At 71.1% G+C, this 16,678-nt stretch carries 17 protein-coding genes; 8 read left to right on the plus strand and 9 right to left on the minus strand.

The annotated features are described in order from the left end of the window. Window positions 1–16: 16 nt before the first annotated feature. Window positions 17–1,540, minus strand: a complete 1,524-nt coding sequence (locus tag ACBJ59_RS46160) for an alpha/beta fold hydrolase (protein ID WP_375116425.1) — start codon at window positions 1,538–1,540, stop codon at window positions 17–19. 126 nt (window positions 1,541–1,666) lie between these two features. On the opposite strand from ACBJ59_RS46160, the gene ACBJ59_RS46165 reads away from it, so the two are divergent. Together ACBJ59_RS46165 and ACBJ59_RS46170 are read left to right on the plus strand one after the other, a co-directional pair. Continuing rightward, complete coding sequence (locus ACBJ59_RS46165) at window positions 1,667–2,812, plus strand: serine hydrolase domain-containing protein (protein WP_375116426.1); 1,146 nt, start codon at window positions 1,667–1,669, stop codon at window positions 2,810–2,812. A 215-nt stretch (window positions 2,813–3,027) separates the two neighbouring features. After that, window positions 3,028–3,252 (plus strand): GNAT family N-acetyltransferase, encoded by a 225-nt coding sequence (locus tag ACBJ59_RS46170; RefSeq protein ID WP_375116427.1) that lies wholly within the window; start codon window positions 3,028–3,030, stop codon window positions 3,250–3,252. Window positions 3,253–3,454: 202 nt separating this feature from the next. Here ACBJ59_RS46170 and ACBJ59_RS46175 read toward each other — a convergent pair whose 3' ends face one another. After that, a complete protein-coding gene (locus tag ACBJ59_RS46175) occupies window positions 3,455–4,060 on the minus strand; it encodes a hypothetical protein (RefSeq protein WP_375116428.1) in 606 nt (201 codons plus the stop codon). Between the two features lie 253 nt (window positions 4,061–4,313). Then, window positions 4,314–4,787, minus strand: a complete 474-nt coding sequence (locus tag ACBJ59_RS46180; RefSeq protein WP_375116429.1) for a GNAT family N-acetyltransferase — start codon at window positions 4,785–4,787, stop codon at window positions 4,314–4,316. Between the two features lie 204 nt (window positions 4,788–4,991). Between ACBJ59_RS46180 and ACBJ59_RS46185 the strand changes: the two genes are divergently transcribed. Continuing rightward, window positions 4,992–5,543 (plus strand): hypothetical protein, encoded by a 552-nt coding sequence (locus ACBJ59_RS46185; protein ID WP_375116430.1) that lies wholly within the window; start codon window positions 4,992–4,994, stop codon window positions 5,541–5,543. A gap of 62 nt (window positions 5,544–5,605) precedes the next feature. On the opposite strand, the gene ACBJ59_RS46190 is transcribed toward ACBJ59_RS46185, so the two are convergent. Further along, a complete protein-coding gene (locus ACBJ59_RS46190) occupies window positions 5,606–6,043 on the minus strand; it encodes a winged helix-turn-helix transcriptional regulator (RefSeq protein WP_375116431.1) in 438 nt (145 codons plus the stop codon). 83 nt (window positions 6,044–6,126) lie between these two features. Between ACBJ59_RS46190 and ACBJ59_RS46195 the strand changes: the two genes are divergently transcribed. Further along, window positions 6,127–7,353 carry an MFS transporter gene (locus tag ACBJ59_RS46195; protein WP_375116432.1) on the plus strand — a complete coding sequence of 409 codons (1,227 nt, stop codon included), beginning with the start codon at window positions 6,127–6,129 and terminating at the stop codon, window positions 7,351–7,353. A 51-nt stretch (window positions 7,354–7,404) separates the two neighbouring features. On the opposite strand, the gene ACBJ59_RS46200 is transcribed toward ACBJ59_RS46195, so the two are convergent. Beyond that, on the minus strand, window positions 7,405–8,034 hold the full coding sequence (locus ACBJ59_RS46200; protein WP_375116433.1) for a protein-L-isoaspartate(D-aspartate) O-methyltransferase: 630 nt from the start codon (window positions 8,032–8,034) through the stop codon (window positions 7,405–7,407). Window positions 8,035–8,040: 6 nt separating this feature from the next. Continuing rightward, window positions 8,041–9,018 carry a ribose-phosphate diphosphokinase gene (locus tag ACBJ59_RS46205; protein ID WP_375116434.1) on the minus strand — a complete coding sequence of 326 codons (978 nt, stop codon included), beginning with the start codon at window positions 9,016–9,018 and terminating at the stop codon, window positions 8,041–8,043. Between the two features lie 199 nt (window positions 9,019–9,217). Here ACBJ59_RS46205 and ACBJ59_RS46210 point away from each other — a divergent pair, with 199 nt between their 5' ends. Then, window positions 9,218–9,652: a CBS domain-containing protein gene (locus ACBJ59_RS46210; RefSeq protein WP_375116435.1), complete on the plus strand. Its 435-nt coding sequence runs from the start codon at window positions 9,218–9,220 to the stop codon at window positions 9,650–9,652. A gap of 62 nt (window positions 9,653–9,714) precedes the next feature. Here ACBJ59_RS46210 and ACBJ59_RS46215 read toward each other — a convergent pair whose 3' ends face one another. Then, complete coding sequence (locus ACBJ59_RS46215) at window positions 9,715–11,580, minus strand: hypothetical protein (protein ID WP_375116436.1); 1,866 nt, start codon at window positions 11,578–11,580, stop codon at window positions 9,715–9,717. 174 nt (window positions 11,581–11,754) lie between these two features. Further along, window positions 11,755–12,780, minus strand: a complete 1,026-nt coding sequence (locus ACBJ59_RS46220) for a LacI family DNA-binding transcriptional regulator (RefSeq protein ID WP_375116437.1) — start codon at window positions 12,778–12,780, stop codon at window positions 11,755–11,757. A 195-nt stretch (window positions 12,781–12,975) separates the two neighbouring features. Between ACBJ59_RS46220 and ACBJ59_RS46225 the strand changes: the two genes are divergently transcribed. The 3 genes from ACBJ59_RS46225 to ACBJ59_RS46235 all read left to right on the plus strand — a co-directional run bounded on the left by ACBJ59_RS46225 (window position 12,976) and on the right by ACBJ59_RS46235 (window position 15,907). Then, a complete protein-coding gene (locus ACBJ59_RS46225; protein ID WP_375116438.1) occupies window positions 12,976–13,803 on the plus strand; it encodes a class I SAM-dependent methyltransferase in 828 nt (275 codons plus the stop codon). 178 nt (window positions 13,804–13,981) lie between these two features. After that, complete coding sequence (locus tag ACBJ59_RS46230) at window positions 13,982–14,737, plus strand: SDR family oxidoreductase (RefSeq protein ID WP_375116439.1); 756 nt, start codon at window positions 13,982–13,984, stop codon at window positions 14,735–14,737. Between the two features lie 108 nt (window positions 14,738–14,845). Then, on the plus strand, window positions 14,846–15,907 hold the full coding sequence (locus ACBJ59_RS46235) for a ferritin-like protein (RefSeq protein WP_375116440.1): 1,062 nt from the start codon (window positions 14,846–14,848) through the stop codon (window positions 15,905–15,907). A 52-nt stretch (window positions 15,908–15,959) separates the two neighbouring features. On the opposite strand, the gene ACBJ59_RS46240 is transcribed toward ACBJ59_RS46235, so the two are convergent. After that, the gene (locus tag ACBJ59_RS46240) at window positions 15,960–16,571 is read right to left on the minus strand and encodes a dihydrofolate reductase family protein (protein WP_375116441.1); all 612 of its coding nucleotides are present in this window, start codon (window positions 16,569–16,571) and stop codon (window positions 15,960–15,962) included. Window positions 16,572–16,678: the final 107 nt, after the last annotated feature.

Raw genomic sequence — 16,678 nt, forward strand, 5'->3', positions numbered from 1 at the left:
ACCGGGCCGACGCCGGTCAGCTCATGCCGGGGCAGCCCCGGTCGATGCGACCGGTGTCGAAGTACGCGACCACGTCGGCGGCACAGTCCGGCACCCGGGTGGCCGAGACGTGCACGTCGTCGGCGACCGTGTAGAGGGTGCCGCCGATGGCGCGCCGCGTCTGCAACGTCCAGTCGTAGACGGACATGAACTCGTGCAGGTGCCCGGAGAGCACCAGCGAGCCCCTGCCCCGCTTCACCGGGCTGTCCCGCACCGGCAGCGGCCAGCCTGCGCACTCGACGCCCAGGCCCCACGCCCGGCCCGTGGCCGGCAGGCGCTCAACGCGCTGCTGGTACGCCTGCCACGCCGCGGGGAAGCCGACCCGGCTGCTGTCCTCGTTGCACTTGACCGCCCGGTTCATGGTGATGTTGAGCGTTTCGGGCATGCCAGGCACGGGCGCCCCCATCGAAGCGAAGAGCTCCTTCACGGTCGGCGGCGCGGTGGGGCCGGTCGCGTCCCGCAGCTCGGTCAGCGCCTTGCCCGCGCGCGCCCACTCGGTGGAGTTGCGGCGGGCCAGGTCGGCGATCGCCGAGCCGTCGATCGGCCGCTGCAGGTCGGTGAAGGTCCTGGGCCGGCTGTCGTAGTCGCGGCCCAGCTTCACCACCGCGTCGCGCACCTGCCGCGCGGTGGCGCCCAGGCCGTAGGTTCCGTCGTTGCGGGCCAGCCAGGCCGCCATCCGCCCGAAGTTGCGTTCGGCCGCCTGCGCGCTGCCCTTGACGTGCTCGTCGAGGCGGGTCCACGGCGGCGGGACACTGTCGAGGAAGACGCGTGCGGTGCGCCCGGGGAACATGCCCCGGTACACCATGCCGAGCCGGCTGCCCCAGGACAGGCCGAGCAGACTCAGCTCGCGCTCGCCCATCGCGGTCCTGATCAGGTCCAGGTCCCTGGCCACGTTCTCGGTGGTGAGCCGGCCGAGGAAGGCGGGATCGGAGTCGCCGCAGGCCTGGTTGGCGGCCACCTGGGCGTTGTAGATCCTCCTGGCCGTCTCCTCGGTCAGCGGGCCGGGTTCCGGCATTCCGCCGGGACCAAGCTCGCAGGCGACCTTGGTGCTGTTGTTGACGCCTCGGGGGTCGAGGCCGATGAGGTCGTACCGCTCGTTGAGCCGGGCCATCTGCTCGTTCCTGAGCATCATGCGGACGGGATCGAGGTAGCCGCTGTTGCCCGGCCCGCCGGGCAGGACGGTGACGGCGCCGATCCTGCGCGCCCTGTCCGAGGCGGCCAGCCGGGTGACCGCAACGCTGATCTGCCGGCCGCCGGGGTCTGCGTGGTCCAGCGGGACGCTGACCGTCCCGCACCGCAGCCGCTTCATCTGCGCGCGGAAGGCCGGCACCTGCTGCTCGGACATTCCCAGGGCCCGGATGACCTCGTCGGAGTACTCCGGGCAGGGCTTCCAGTCGACGGTGGGCCCGGGCCTGGTCTCGGACGCGTTCGCGGCGGCCGGATGGTGGCTCAGCAGTACCGCCAGGGCCAGCAGCGCCGCCAGTGAGGTTCGGTGGTTCATGCGCCCACGTCTAGACCGGCGACCGTTTCCTGGCTGTTTCCCCTACCGGCGGTGGAAACGGTGCGGAAACCCGCCCACGTCTAGACATGTCCTCGGAGGACCGTACCCGAGGAAAGGATCTTCAGAGTGAATCGTGTGACCGCGACCGGCCTGGCCGGGCTGAGCGGCGCGATGCTGAGCCTGAGCATGCTGACGCCCTCCGCCGCTACCAGTGACCGGCCCAAGGTGGGGAACGTGCAGGCCGCGTTGACGGAACTGGCCGGAAACCCGCAGATCGTGGGCGCGATCGGCGAGGCCTACGTCGACGGCGAGCTCGCCGGGAAGGGCACGGCCGGTTCCCGGCTGATCGGCGGCAAGGGCGGCCGGATCCCGAGCGGCTCTCGTTACCGCGTCGGTTCCCAGACCAAGCAGATGACCGGCGTCGTGATCCTGCAACTGGTCGAGGAGGGCAGGCTCAAGCTCGACGACAGGCTCAGTGACCTGCTGCCGGAAGTGGCCGAGAAGGACCTGGTCGAGCGGGCCGACGAGATCACGTTGCAACAGCTCGTCCAGCACACCTCCGGCATCCCCAACTGGTTCCACCCGGACGTCGTCCCCACCTTCGACTTCACCACGTACTACTCGCCGATGGAGCTGGTGAAGAGGTCCCGTGCCCTGCCCAGGCAGCAGGAGCCGGGTGAGAGGTTCTCCTACTCCAACACCAACTACATGCTCCTGGGCCTGATCATCGAGAGGACGACGAAGCACAGCGTTGCCGCCGAGTTCGAGCGGCGCATCTTCGACCCCGTCGGCATGGACGACTCCTACCTGCCCACCAGGTTTCCCGGCGGCATCAAGGGTCCGCACGGGCACGGCTATTTCCCCGACGACAACGGCAAGCTGCGTGACATCGACCGGCTCAACATGAGCTACGGGTACGCGGCCGGCGGCGTCATCTCCACCGCCCACGACATCAGCGCCTTCCACGCCGCGTTCAACAAGAACCGGCTGCTGCCGGAGGAGCTGCGGAAGGTGCTGCAGGGGCCGCCGAGGAACCAGGCCCCGCCCTCCCCGAAGCCGTCCGAGGGCGGTCAGGGCGGCATGTGCGGAGGCACGATCCGGGTGTCCCAGGTCAAGGGCAGCGCGCCCGGTTTCAACGCCGCCACGTTCGCCACCACGGACGGTCGCATGCAGTTCGCCCTGTCCGTCACGCTGGCCGTGCCCAACACCGACGACTCCCTCCAGCCGCTCCTCGTCAAGGCCGCCGAAGCGGTCTTCTGCCCGAACGAATAGCCGGTGCCGCAGCACTCGGAGGGCGTGCCGGACCGCCGCCCTCGGAGTGCTGTCACTCGCATGAGTAGGCTCGAACGCGTCGGTTCACGCTGAGAACGGCAGGGAGACCCATAATTGGTGATCATCGATCAGGAGACGTCGTTCGACGAGGCCGAGGTGTTCGAGCTGTACGACTCGGTCGGCTGGCACCCGTGGACGCGTGACGTCGCACGTGTGTGCCGGAGCCTGGCCAACACGGCAAGGGCATCGGCCGCCGGCTGCTGGAGCGACTCAAGGACCGGTATGCGCACTGCCGCTACTTCGTTCTCACCACCGACCACGAATCCACCCCGGCCGGCCCCTCCAACCACTCCTTCTATCGCCGTCTCGGCCTGATCGAGCACCACGAGCAGGGCCTGTCGGCCTTCGGCCGGAGGGTCCCCGACCCGCAGCGCCTCTAGCCTGCCCCTTGAGCACCCGCCCCTGAAACAGCGCCGCTGCGACTCGTCATGTGCAAGGCCCGGAACAAGAACCCCCGCACCGCCATGCGCTACGTCGAACCCGGCGCCGAAGCCATCGCCGCCATCACCGAGCAGCCATCGACGCGAGACCGAACCCGGACCCGGACCCGGACCCGGACCCGGACCCGGGCCGATCCCTCCGCTACAGCTCGCAGTTGATCTCGCTTTCGGCGTCGCACAGGTCGATGTCGGAGCCGCCGTCGGCGTCGTCGTCTCCCCCTTCGCCGACGAGGAAGTCATCCTCGCTGTTGCCGAAGAGCCTGTCGTTGCCGTCCCCGCCGAGAAGGGTGTCGTTACCGTCGTTACCGTCGACGGTGTCGACGGCCGACCCGCCCTCGAACCAGTCCGTGCCCGCTCCCATGTCCGCCCTCGCCCGCAGGGAGGTCTGGTTACGCAGCACGTCATCACCGCTGTTCATGGCCGCCCTGATCCTGGCGACCCCCGCGCTCGCGCAGTCCACCTGGTTGGCGGTCACCGCCACGCACTGCGCGCCCGCCACCACCGTGTCACCGGTGTTGGTGACGAGCAGCGAGCCGTCGACGTCGACGGACACCGTAATGGCGTCCCCCATGTTGCCCGCGTTGATCTCCAGCACGGCGCCGGCCACCGCCACGTTGGTGGCGGCGTGGACCGGCCCGGTGACGGCCAGCAGCGTGCCGCACAGCGCGGCTCCCGCGGTCAGCGCGCGGATGCCGTGCCCGCGCACCGTGGTGGCTCTTGTGCGTGTGTCGTTCCCGCGTGTACTCATCTATCCCCTTGCCGGGTGGATGATCGAGCGCCGTCATCGGTGCCCGATGTCCCCAGTACAGCGCCACAACGGCCGCTCCTCCGTGCCGGAACGCACCCGGGCTCCGCGCCCTTCGGCGTAGACAGTGCGACCAGGCGGGCGATGGCCGTCAGGGCGGCGGGGTATCCGCTGTCGTAGGCGACGAAGCGCAGGTCGCCTCACGCCCACCCCCGGCTCGCGACCGGAATGACCGCCTCGTGGGCGACCTTCAACGTCAAGCGTCAAGTGGGAGTTCCAGCAGCTCGCCGGGAGGCTGGAAGCCGTGGCGCCGCCAGAGGGGGCCGCTGCGCTCGGAGGGCCAGACGACGAGAGTGTCGAAGCCGATGCTCCGGCAGTGCTGCTTCAGCGCCTCGAGCAGTGCCGAACCGGCTCCCCTGTTCCGTTGCGACGGCGTGATGTAGAAGTTCGTCACGTAGCCGATCGGGGCGCTGTCGCCGTACGGGTCCGGCATCCTCTCCACCACGCAGAGGAAGACGTGGCCGCAGATGTCGCCTCCGGTCTCCGCGACCCAGGCCAGCCAGCGGCCGTGGCTGAGCCGGTCGTGGATCCATCGCTCGGCCTCTTCCAGGGGCCGAACCGGCGCCGGTGGCCGTCCTTCGTGGTCCTCCAGCTTGAACGTCCAGCGCAGCTCGGCCAGGACGCGCGCGTCGGCGGGCTGGGCCGGGCGCACGATGAGGTCTGTGGTCATGAGGGAAGTCTCGCGTCTGTGGCTCGTACGGTGAATCGATGCGCCAGACGGTGACGTCGGCCGCGCCACCTCGGCCCCCTTGTCCACGCCGAAGGGCGCGTAGCGCGGGTGCGTTCCGGCACGGAGGGGCGGCCGTTGTGGCGCTGTACTGGGGGCATCGGGCATCGATGACGGCGCTCGATCATCCACCCGGCAAGGGGATAGATGAGTACACGTGGGAACGACACACGCTCAGGAGCCACCACGGTGCGCGGGCACGGCATCCGCGCGCTGACCGCGGGAGCCGCACTGTGCGGCACGCTGCTGGCCGTCACCGGGCCGGCTCACGCCGCCACCAACGTGGCGGTGACCGGCGCCGTGCTGGAGATCAGGGCGGGCAACTTGTCGGATGACGTCACGGTGTCCGTCGACGTCGACGGCTCGCTGCTCGTCACGAACATCACCGACACGGTGAATCCGGGCGCGCAGTGCGCGGCGGTGACCGCGAACCAGGTGGACTGCGCGAGCGCGGGAGTCACCCGGATCACGGCCGTCATGCGCAACGGCCACGACGTGCTGCGCAACCAGACCTCGCTGCGATCGAGAGCGGAGATGGGGGCGGGGGCGGACACGTTCACGGGCGGGCCGGCCAGGGACGTCGTCTTCGGTAGCGACGGTGACGACACACTCGTCGGCGAGGGAGGCAACGACGACGCCGACGGCGGCCCCAACACAGACACCTGCGACGCCGAGAACGAGGTGGGCTGCGAGTTCTAGCAGAGAGCGGCGCACGCAAGGACCGGTCCGCCGGCCTCCACGAACCCCGCCCAAGGCAGAGGTCAATTCACCTTCTGGACGCGAGTCGTGCTGGAGGTGAGCGGCGCGCCGGTGGTGCCGACGGCGCGCAGCTCGGGGACGGCCTCCCCGCGCTGGTCGACGAGCACCGAGTGCTCCTCCCCGGCGGCGAAGGCGTTGCGCTCGCCCCACTGGCGCAGGGCCAGCACCACGGTGAACAGGTCGCGGCCCGCGTCGGTCAGCGCGTAGGTCTGCCGCTTGCCGGATGGGGCGGCGCCCCGGGCGAGGATGCCGTGCTCGGTGAGGCGGCGCAGCCGGTCGGTGAGGATGTTGCGGGCGATCCCGAGCCGCTGGTGGAAGTCGGTGAAGGTGGATGCCCCGTCCATCGCGTCCCGGACGATGAGCAGGCTCCAGCGGTCGCCGACCAGGTCGACGGCCCTGGCCACCGGGCAGCTCGGGTCGGTCCAGCGCTCGGCTGTCATGCACACCCCCATTCGGTTGCTTTTCGCAACCATTCTGCCCTAGCCTCCGATTAGTTGCAATTTGCTACTGATTGGAGGACAGCGTGTCGACGATCCTCGGTGGAGGGCGCAGGTTGCTGCTGGCCGTGGTGTGCGCGGTGGCCGTGGCGAACGTCTACGCCGTGCAGCCCGTCCTGGACGCGGCGGGGTCGGACCTGGGGCTCACGGCCGGCGGTCTGGGGTGGCTCGTCGCCATCGGCCAGGCCGGCTATCTGGCCGGGCTGGTCACGCTCGTTCCGCTGGGAGACGTGCTCGACCGGCGGCGGCTCATCGCGGGACATCTGGTGCTCACCGCGGCGGGAAGCGCCGTCGTCGCGGCCTCGACGACGGCGCCGCTCGCGCTGGTGGGGCTCGGTGTCGCGGGGATGTTCGCGGTCGTGGTGCAGACGACCGTCGCCTACACGGCCGCCGTGTCGTCACCGCACGAGCGCGGCAGGAACATCGGTGCCGTGACCTCCGGCGTGGTCGTCGGCATCCTCGGCGCCCGCGTGGTCGCGGGCTTCCTGGCCGGGGCGGCAGGCTGGCGCAGCGTGTACGCCGCCCTGGCCGCCGCCTCGGTGATCCTGGCCGGACTCGTCCTGATCTCGCTGCCCGCGGACGAGTCGCATGAGGGCGCCCGCGGCGGCTACCGGCAGGTGATCGCCTCCATGGGGCGGCTCGTCGCCGCCGACCGGATGTTTCGCAGCCGAGCGGCCATCGCGTTCTTCGTGTTCGCCTCGTTCGGGACGCTCTGGAGCGGGCTGGCACTCCCGCTGAGCGCCGAACCGTGGCACCTGACGCCGGCGCAGATCGGCCTGTTCGCTCTCGCCGGGCTCGCCGGCGCTCTCGGTGCCGCCCGCGCGGGACGGTGGGCCGACCGCGGACACGCCGGCACGGTCACGGGCTGGGCACTGGTGGTCCTGATCGGGTCGTGGGCGTTCACCGCCCGCACCGGGCAGTCCCTGTGGCTGCTGGGCGCGGGCGTGATCCTGCTGGACCTCGCGGTGCAGGCCGTCCACGTCAGCAACCAGCACCTCATCACCACGGCCCGGCCCCGGCAGGCCGGCAGCGCGATCGGCGCGTACATGGCCTTCTACTCCCTCGGCTCGGCCCTCGGCGCGGTGACCACGGCGTGGACGTACGCGACCGCCGGGTGGCCCGCCGCCTGCCTGCTCGGCGCCGGCTACGCGACCGCCGCCCTCGCGGTCTGCGCCTTGTCCCCCCGGCCGCACCCCGCCGGCGCGGCTGCGCACCGGCCGCCCGGGAGCTCCGGGGAGCTCGCCCGGCGGTGACGGGGGATCCACGAGCCGGAACGGCTACCGCGGCTCATCGGGCGTCAGCCGTCAGCGGTCGGCGGTGCCCGCGTACCTGCCGACGAGCGGGACGAACTGGGCAGGGGTCAGCGGTCGCACGCGCACCAGCCGGCCCTGTCGCTTGGTGTACAGGGTGACGATGTCGGCGATGTCGCCACTGATCGGCATGACCAGGCGGCCGCCCTCGGCCAGTTGCCCGGCCAGCGGCCCCGGCACCGTGGGGGCGGCGGCCGAGACGACGACGGCGTCGAACGGGGCGTGGGCGGGCAGGCCGGCGGTGCCGTCGGCGACCTGGACCTCGACGTTGGTCACGCCCGCCGCGGCCAGGTTGGTCCGGGCATGTGCGGCCAGGTCGGGGTGGCGTTCCACGGAATAGACGCGGTGGGCCAGGTGGGCCAGCAGGGCGGTCTGGTACCCGTAGCCGGTGCCGATCTCCAGGACGGTCTCCGTACCGGTCAGCCGCAACGCGTCGATCATCTGGGCGACCAGCGACGGCTGCGAGGTCGGCTGCCCGTGGCCGATCGGGATCGGCTCGTCGAGCTGGGCCCGGCCGGCCGAGCGCGGCGGTACGAACATCTCGCGCGGCGTGGCGGCGACGGCGGCCAGCAGGCGGGGATCGGTCATCCCCATCTGCCTGACGACCTCCGCCAGCGTGCGCATCGCCGGTCAGCTCTCGCCCTCGAAGAGGCTGGTCACCGAGCCCTCCAGGAACACCTCTCTGATGGCGCGCGCCAGCAGCGGGGCGATGGACAGCACGACCAGCCGGCCGGAGGGGAAGCGCGTCAGGGTGGGCAGCGTGTTGGTGATGACGAGCCGGGCCAGGTTGGCCTTCTCGAGCCGCTCGACCGCGTCGCCGGAGAACACCCCGTGCGTGGCGACCGCGAGGACCTGGGTGGCGCCCCGGTCGGCGAGGGCCTCGGCGGCGCGTACCACGGTGCCGCCGGTGTCGATCATGTCGTCGATGATCACGCAGGCGCGCCCGGCCACCTCGCCCACCACCTCGTGCACGCTGACCTCGTTCGGCCGCTCGATGTCCCGCCGCTTGTGGATGATCGCCAGGGGGCAGCCGAGCCGATCCGTCCATTTCTCGGCCACGCGGACCCGGCCGGCGTCCGGCGCCACCACGGTCAGCTGTCGCGTGTCCACGTGCCGGGTGACGTAGTCGGCGAGCAGGGGAAGCGCGTGCAGGTGATCGACGGGGCCGTCGAAGAAGCCCTGGATCTGCGCCGTGTGCAGGTCGACGGCCATGAGCCGGTCGGCCCCGGCGGCGGCGAACAGGTCGGCCATCAGCCGGGCCGAGATCGGCTCGCGGCCGCGGTGCTTCTTGTCCTGGCGGGCGTACCCGAGGAACGGCACCACCACCGTGATCCGCCGGGCGGAGGCGCGCTTGAGCGCGTCGACCATGATGAGCTGTTCCATGATCCACGTGTTGATCGGGGCGGAGTGGCTCTGGATCACGAACGCGTCGGAGCCGCGTACGGACTCCTCGAACCTGACGTAGATCTCGCCGTTGGCGAACTCCCGCAGGTCGATCGGCGTCACCTCGATACGCAGCTCGCGGGCCACCTCATGGGCGAGATCCGGATACGCGCGGCCTGAGCAGAGCATCAGCTTCTTCTCGCTGACCTGCTTGATCCCCGTCATGACTCCCCCTTGACCGCGATCAGCCGCCCGCGCTCCGGTGCCCCCGCTTCGGTGCCTCGCTACCAGCGCGGCTACCCGGGGCCACGACGTGCTAACAGGGCCCGCAATCCGCAACACCCGCTTCGACCTGCGATGATTCGCCGATTGAGGGGTAGGCGACAGTTGGAGGTTCCATCGGCACCTGTCGAAGGAGGCACCAATGGGCACACCGGGAACCAACAAGAGGGTCCAGGACGTGATGCACCAAGGGGCCGAGTGCATCGGTGAGCACGACAGCCTGCGCACGGCCACGCAGATGATGCGTGACCTGTCGGTCGGCGCGCTGCCGATCTGCGGGGAGGACGACCGGCTCAAGGGCATCATCACCGACCGTGACATCGTGATCAAGTGCTGCGCGGAGGGCAAGGACCTCGACCGCATGACGGCGGGCGAGCTGGCCCACGGCCTGGTGTGGACGGAGTCCGGCAGCAGCCTCGAGGAGGCGCTGCAGATGATGGCTCAGCACCAGATCAAGCGGCTTCCCGTCCTCGAGAACAAGCGGATCGTGGGCATGGTCAGCGAGGCCGACCTGGCCAAGGAACTGCCCGACAACAAGCTCGCGGAGTTCGTGCACCGGGTCTACGCACCCGCCTGACCCGGCCCTGACGCCCCGGCCGGGGGTCCGGACGAGCGCCGGCCCCCGGACGGGGTCCCGGGTCACCCGACGATGACCTGGAGGTCGAACGTGCCCTGGTGAGGGATGCGCAGGGCGTGGAAGCGGCGGGCGCCGTCACGGAAGTAGCGCACGCTGCCCGCGGCGACGGTCGCCGGCAGCGGGGTGCCCCAGCGGAAGCGGATCGTGGTGCCGCCCCGGCGGACGTCGAAGCCGTCGGCGGTGGCGGTGGTCGACCCGCCGAACGCGGCCCGCGTGCCGTCGGTGAAGGTGAGGACGTCCCCGGGCTGGAGGACGAGGGGGATCTGCTCGGTGGCGGGGGCGTTCGCGGTGACGGTGCGCCGGATCGTCCGGCGGGTGACCAGGACGTCCGTGGTGACGTCCGCGTTGCCGTAACGGATGCCGAAGGCGGCGGGGGCCGAGCCGCCGGTCCACTCCGTGCCGCCGGGGGCGCCGCGGAAGTACGTGGCGGGCAGGGAGCCGTTGGAGTCGGGCACCTGGCCGGGGAAGACGGTGGACCAGCAGGCGTGGTTGTTGTCGTTGAGCCCGCAGATGATCGTGCCGGCTTCGGGGTGCCACAGGAAGGTCAGGCCGGTGCGGCTGCGGGAGGCGCGGTTGCCGAAGTAGCCGCCCAGGTACAGGCCGGGCTTGCGGACGTACAGGAAGTCCTGCCCGCCGTCTCTGCGCAGCTCGACGAAGTCGTGCGAGCGCAGGTAGGGCAGGTTCGCGATGGCGGCGGCCCGCTGCCGCCGGCTGGGGAAGCGTTCGCCGTTGAGGCCGTGGGTGAGGATGCGCGGCGAGGTGTCCTGCTTGGCCAGCGGCGTCACCGGGTCGGTGGACGCGGCCCAGGCGGCGCGGGCCTCGGCCAGGTCCTCGCGGGCGGTCATGAACGCCGACAGCAGCGGCACCTCGCGGGTGAACGTCCAGTTGAGCGCGGTCCTGTCGGGGTCGGGCCGGACCTCGTCGTACCAGCGGGCGCTGGTGCGGGTGGAGGGGGCGACGTTGACCATGTACCCGGAGCCGTCGGGCTCGCGCAGCAGGTTGTAGGACAGGAAGCCGGTGAAGGCGCGGGCCATGTCCACCAGGTTAGGGTCCGGGTTGTGGTGGTAGGCGTCGGCCAGCTCGGGGAGCATGACCTCGAAGTTGTAGTTCATGTCGTGGCCGCGCTCCTCGTGGAAGAAGCCGGCGGGGCTCACGCCGGTCGCGGCGATCCGGGCGAACGCCTCGGTCAGGCTCGTGGCGAAGGCGGGGTCGGGGTCGTGCTTGAGCGCGAACGCGACCCCGGCCAGGCCCGAGGCGGTCTGGTTGGCGTAGTGGAGGGGTTCCTGCCAGACGGTGCGGTTGCCGGGGTTCAGGAACCACGTCATGGCCGTACGCAGAGCGGTGGCCACCTGGGCCTGCCTGGCGGGCAGCACCCCGGCCGAGCGCAGCATCCACAGGGTCTTGGCGAGGTAGCCGAGCCCGAACCCGGTGGGCGCCAGGCCGTGCTCGTTGCGGCTGTACTCGGGGAAGGAACCGTCGGGGTGCTGGAGCGACAGGTAGTGGCCGAGCGCCGCGTCGAGCGCGGCCAGCAGGTTCGTGTCCCCGGCGTACGGGTTCCACGGGCGGGGGTTGGCGTAGAACCAGGCCAGCGTGAAGACGTGCTCCTGCACGCGGGCGTTGAACGTCGCCGCCGGCGTGCGCCACCAGCCACCGGCGAAGAAGCCGCTGTCGGCCATGTCGTTGACCATGGGCGCGAGCGTGACCAGGTACGGCGCGAAGCGCTGCTCGTGGGGGGCGAACAACGCGCGGTCGACGGTCGGCGGCGGCGCCAGGTCGGGAACCGCGGCGAACGCGGTGCCGGAGGCGAGCACGGGGGCGGACGCCGGGAGCAGGGCAGCGGCGCGGAGCAGGGTACGGCGGGACAGCATGGTCGGCCTTTCAGAGGGGTGTGTGCGTTCCAGAGGGCGTGCCACAGGCGTCGGCGAACCGGGTGAACGCCTGCGGCAGGGTGAATTTGGACGGGATGGGGGCGCACGATGGGCGGTGCGGGAACGTGAGGCCGGCGCCGAGCGCGTCTCCCGATGTCTCGACCAGGCGGGGAGTTACCTCCCCTCGCGTACGGGTGCCAGCGTCGATCCCTCGACCAGCTCGCACGCCAGCAGTTCCTGCGGGGTGCCGCCGCGCTCCAGCACCCGGGTGAGCAGCTCGACGGCCCTGCGGCCCATCTCCCGCCGGGGGATGCGGAACCCGGCGAAGTCGATGTCGGTCGAGACGGGCCTGGTGGGCGCGCCCAGCGCGACGATGGACAGGTCGCGCGGCACGTCCAGGCCACGGGACCGGGCGGCCTCGGCGATGGCCGCGCCATCGGCCAGCTCCTCGGCGAACACCACGCTCGCGCCGGAGCCGAACAGCCGGTCCGCGGTCGCCAGCTGCAGCCCTTCGACCCCGGTCGCGGCCACGCCCTCGGTGAAGCCGCGCAGCCGGTCGGCGTAGGACTCCGCGCCCGCCCCCGCTCCGACGTAGGCCATCCGCCGGTGCCCGAGCGCCGCCGCCCGCTCGACCAGCGCGCGCACCGCCGGCGGGTAGTCCGCTCCGACGAACGGCACCGGCCCACCCGCGTCGTCGCGGCGGCCGACCGAGACGAACGGGATGCCCTCGGACAGCAGCCTGGACAGGTCCTCCCGGTCGATCGTCCGGCCGAGCAGGACGCATCCGTCAGCCAGCCGGATCCGGCTCTCCGCGCTGAAGATCCGCCGCCGCTCACCCCGCTCCACCTTGGCGCTGGTGAACAGCAGCAGGTCACAGCCCGCCTCCTCGGCGCACTCCTCGATGCCGACCAGGAACGGGTGGTAGAAATCCGCGCTCTCTGCGGGGAAGACGGCTTCGTAGGTGAACACGCCATAGATGCGGTTGCGCCGTTCGGCGAGCCGGCGCGCCGCAGGGTCGGCCACGTACCCGGTCTCCCTGATCACCTGGAGCACCCGCTCGCGGGTTTCGGGCGAGATCCGCACCTCGCCCTCGGCCCTGCCGTTGAGCACCAGCGACACCGTCGTCTGGCTCACTCCGGCCATGCGCGCGATGTCCTGCTGCGTCAGACGCCGCCCTGAAGCAGTCACAGTACGTATCACCCGTCAGCTGATAATGCGTATTAGTCCGGTCATTGTGAAACCGGACGCCACGGGGCGTCAAGAGATAATCGCCGTGATAATCCGTATTAGCAGCGGATTATCGCTTCCGGCCGTCCTGCGGCCGTGTGACCGGGCCGTGTGACCGGCAGGGCGAGGTCAACCCGCCGGGCGGCAGCGTGCGGAAGACTTTCTGTCGTGGCAGACGAAGATCGGGTGCTCAGACACTACGTGCTGAACGACGAGGCAGGGCGTCTCTGGGCTACTCCGCGCGGTGAGCTCACCCGCAGGCGTACCTGGGACATCTTCCGGCGGTTCCTGCCTGAGAGCGGACGGGTCGCCGACGTCGGAGGTGGGCCGGGGACGCATGCGGCGCACCTGGCCGAGCTCGGCCATGAGGTGGTGCTGGTCGATCCGGTGCCGAAGCACATCGAGCAGGCCTCCGCTCTCGCTGCCCGCAGCCAGAGCGGAGGCTTCTCGTGCCGGCTCGGGGACGCTCGCGGCCTCCCGCTCCCCGACGCGGGTTTTGACGCGGTGCTGCTGATGGGCCCGCTCTATCACCTTGCCGGCGCCGCCGACCGGCAGCTGGCGCTGCGGGAGGCCTTACGGGTGCTCCGGCCTGGGGGCCGGTTGCTGGCCGAGGTCATCGGCCGCTACGCGTGGGTCATCGACGCGACCACCCGGGGGCTGCTGGGTGACCAGCAGGTCTGGGACACGTTCGACCTGAATCTGCGTACGGGGCTGAGCAACACCCCGGACAGGCCCGATGAGGTCTTCTGGGCGTATTTCCACCGGGCGGAGGAGGTGGGGCCGGAAGTGGAGCTGGCGGGCTTCGTCCACGAGCGTCTCTTGGCCGTGGAGGGGTTCGCGGGGCCGCTGGGCAATCTCGACGAGTTGCTGCGGGAGCCGGAGGCTCTGCTGCGGGTGCTCCGGCTGACCGAGTCCGAGCCGTCCATGCTGGGGGTCAGCGCTCATCTGATGGCGGTGGCGTCGAAACCGATCACCGACGCGGACGACGACCGCTGACCGCCGGCGTCGGCGGGCAACGCCTGCCGGCAGGGGGCTGGACCGGTCACGAGCTGACGTCGGTGATGTGCGGCCCCGAAGTTGTTTCGCCGAGGCTGTCACAGCCTGGAGGGCTCCGCTGTCTTAGCTGAGGACCGGGGGCGACCAGGTCCCCCGGCGCGGACAGGAGGAGTTCGTCATGAAGATCGTGGTAGTCGGCGGGACCGGGTTGATCGGGTCGAAGCTGGTGACGAAGCTGGGCGAGCACGGTCACGAGGCGGTGGCGGCGGCACCGAACACCGGGGTGAACACCCTCACCGGCGAAGGGCTGGCCGAAGTGCTGAAGGGCACGTCGGTGGTGATCGACGTGTCGAACTCCCCCTCCTTCGAGGAGGCCGCCGTCCTGGAGTTCTTCACGACCTCCACCCGCAACCTGCTCGCCGCGGAGGCGGAGGCCGGCGTCGGGCACCACGTCGCGCTGTCCGTCGTGGGTACGGAGCGGCCGCCCGGCAACGCCTACTTCCGGGCGAAGATCGCTCAGGAGAAGCTGATCCAGGAGTCGTCGATCCCGTTCTCGCTCGTGCACGCCACCCAGTTCTTCGAGTTCGTACGGCGCATCGCCGACGAGGCCACCGACGACGGCAAGGTACGGATGCCGCCCGTGCTCTTCCAGCCCATCGCGGGCGACGAGGTCGCGCAGGCGGTCGGCCGGGCCGCTGTGGGAACCCCGCTGAACGGCAGGACCGAGGTTGCCGGGCCCGAGGTGTTCCGGATGGACGAGTTCTTCCGCGAGGCGCTGGCCCACTGGGGTGACCCGCGCGAGGTGGTGACCGACCCGCACGCGCACTACTTCGGGTCCGAGGTGCTGGAGCGCTCGCTGGTGCCGGACGACGGCGCCGCCCTCGGCCAGATCCGCTACCGCGACTGGCCCGGCCGCGACGAGCTCCCCAAGTAGCACGGTTCGCGCACGAGGACAGCACGCGATGAGAGCGCGTGAGACTCGCGAAGCGCCGATCTGGTGGCGGTGACCTCCGCCCCTTCCGACAACTGAGGTATGTCACAAATGAACCACTCCCAATCCCGGAACGCCGTCGCATCGGCCCGGATCGACACGCTCGACAGCCTGCGCGAGCACCTGCAGTGGGCGGTCGAGCTGGAGCACGCGACCCTGCCGCCGTACCTGTGCGCTCTGTACTCGCTGGACCCGGAGCGCAATCCGGCGGCCGCCGAGGTGGTGAGCAGCGTCTTCGTGGAAGAGATGCTGCACCTGGCGCTGGCCGCCAACCTGCTGAACGCCGTCGGCGGCAGCCCGCGCCTGGACACGCCGGAGATGCTGCCGCCGCATCCCCGCCGGCTCCCCCACGCCGCCCCCTCCCTGGAGCTGTCGCTGCTGCCCTTCGGCGCGGAAGCGCTGGAGATGTTCCTGCGGCTCGAACAGCCGGCGCCGCCCGGCGGCCCGGCCGAGGGCGCCGGCTACGAGACGATCGGGCAGTTCTACGCCGCGATCGAGCAGGGGCTGCGCCACCTGTGCGAGCAGCTCGGCGAGCAGGCGGTCTTCACCGGCGATCCGGCCCGCCAGGTGAGCGGCACCCATTTCCGGCACACCGCCGGGCAGCTGTTCCCGGTGGAGGACCTCGAGTCCGCGCTGGGTGCGATGGAGGAGATCGTCGAGCAGGGCGAGGGCACGGCCCGCGGCGGGGTCTGGGACGGCGACCAGGACATCTTCCACCCCGAACGGGACGAGGTGGCCCACTACTACCGGTTCCAGGAGCTCAAGGCCGGCCGGCGCTACCGGCGCGGCGACACCGCGCAGACCGGGCCCACCGGCGAGACGGTCTCCGTGGACCTGGCCGCCGTGTCTCCGATGCGGCACAACCCGCAGCTGGCCGACCACGCCCCGGGCAACCCGATCCGTACGGCGCAGGAACAGTTCAACAGCACCTACTGCGACCTGCTGAACCTGCTGGAGCAGGCGTTCAACGGCAACCCGAAGCTGCTCGCGGACGCCACCGGCACCATGTACGCGGTCAAGGGCAAGGCCCAGGCCCTGATGCAGCTGGCCGACGAGGAAGGCACCGTGGCCGGGCCCACCTTCGAGTACGTCCCGCCGGAGTCGCGCGGCTGAGTGCCGTCGGCCGGTGGCAGCGGTGAGTGCGACTGGCCATCGCCCGCGGGGCCTACGCGCCGGCCCCGTAGGTCCCGTACTCCGGAAGGCCTGTCGACTCGAAGGTGTGCACCGACAGGCCGCCCGGTGTCGTCTGCTGGCTGACGAGCCGCAGGCCGGCTGGGGCGCCGCCGTCCGGGAACAGGCGCCGGCCCCGGCCCACCACCACCGGGGCGATCGCGAGCCGCAACGTGTCGACCAGCCCGGCGGCCAGCAGGGACTGCGCCAGCCGGGCGCTGCCGTGGATCTGCAGCTCCCGGCCGGGCTGCCGCTTCAGCTCGGCCACCTGGGCGGGGACGTCGCCGGACAGGATCGTGGTCGGGTTCCATCCCGCCGTGGTCAGGCTGTGGGAGGCCACGTACTTCGGCAGGCCGTTCATGATGGCGGCGGCGGGATGGTCGGTCATCTTCGGCCAGTCCCGGGCGAAGTTCTGGTAGGTACGGCGGCCGAGCAGGAGCGCGTCCGCCTCGCCGAGCCAGGCGCCGACCAGCCGTTCGAACTCCTCGTCCAGGTACGGCACGAACCAGCCGCCCTGCGTGAACCCGTCGCTGGTGTCCTCGTCCGGGGCACCCGGGCCCTGGGAGACACCGTCGAGCGTCAGGAACTCCTGCACAACCAGTTTCATCGCGCACCTCTCTCCTCGGCCTTCGACGGCCGACGTAACCGCTTCGAGTGGAAGGCACAACCGTCCCACTTCTTGGACTCCGCGGGGCGCGGAAACTCGTCGCCGCC

This window comes from Nonomuraea sp. MTCD27, assembly GCF_041950495.1.
In the GTDB taxonomy this organism is placed as follows: domain Bacteria; phylum Actinomycetota; class Actinomycetes; order Streptosporangiales; family Streptosporangiaceae; genus Nonomuraea.

What these genes read in the sequence shown, in the direction of transcription:
- ACBJ59_RS46160 (WP_375116425.1), bottom strand. Translation starts at nt 1,540, where the DNA reads ATGAACCACCGAACCTCACTGGCGGCGCTGCTGGCCCTGGCGGTACTG.
- ACBJ59_RS46175 (WP_375116428.1), bottom strand. Translation starts at nt 4,060, where the DNA reads ATGAGTACACGCGGGAACGACACACGCACAAGAGCCACCACGGTGCGC.
- ACBJ59_RS46180 (WP_375116429.1), bottom strand. Translation starts at nt 4,787, where the DNA reads ATGACCACAGACCTCATCGTGCGCCCGGCCCAGCCCGCCGACGCGCGC.
- ACBJ59_RS46185 (WP_375116430.1), top strand. Translation starts at nt 4,992, where the DNA reads ATGAGTACACGTGGGAACGACACACGCTCAGGAGCCACCACGGTGCGC.
- ACBJ59_RS46190 (WP_375116431.1), bottom strand. Translation starts at nt 6,043, where the DNA reads ATGACAGCCGAGCGCTGGACCGACCCGAGCTGCCCGGTGGCCAGGGCC.
- ACBJ59_RS46200 (WP_375116433.1), bottom strand. Translation starts at nt 8,034, where the DNA reads ATGCGCACGCTGGCGGAGGTCGTCAGGCAGATGGGGATGACCGATCCC.
- ACBJ59_RS46205 (WP_375116434.1), bottom strand. Translation starts at nt 9,018, where the DNA reads ATGACGGGGATCAAGCAGGTCAGCGAGAAGAAGCTGATGCTCTGCTCA.
- ACBJ59_RS46210 (WP_375116435.1), top strand. Translation starts at nt 9,218, where the DNA reads ATGGGCACACCGGGAACCAACAAGAGGGTCCAGGACGTGATGCACCAA.
- ACBJ59_RS46215 (WP_375116436.1), bottom strand. Translation starts at nt 11,580, where the DNA reads ATGCTGTCCCGCCGTACCCTGCTCCGCGCCGCTGCCCTGCTCCCGGCG.
- ACBJ59_RS46230 (WP_375116439.1), top strand. Translation starts at nt 13,982, where the DNA reads ATGAAGATCGTGGTAGTCGGCGGGACCGGGTTGATCGGGTCGAAGCTG.
- ACBJ59_RS46235 (WP_375116440.1), top strand. Translation starts at nt 14,846, where the DNA reads ATGAACCACTCCCAATCCCGGAACGCCGTCGCATCGGCCCGGATCGAC.
- ACBJ59_RS46240 (WP_375116441.1), bottom strand. Translation starts at nt 16,571, where the DNA reads ATGAAACTGGTTGTGCAGGAGTTCCTGACGCTCGACGGTGTCTCCCAG.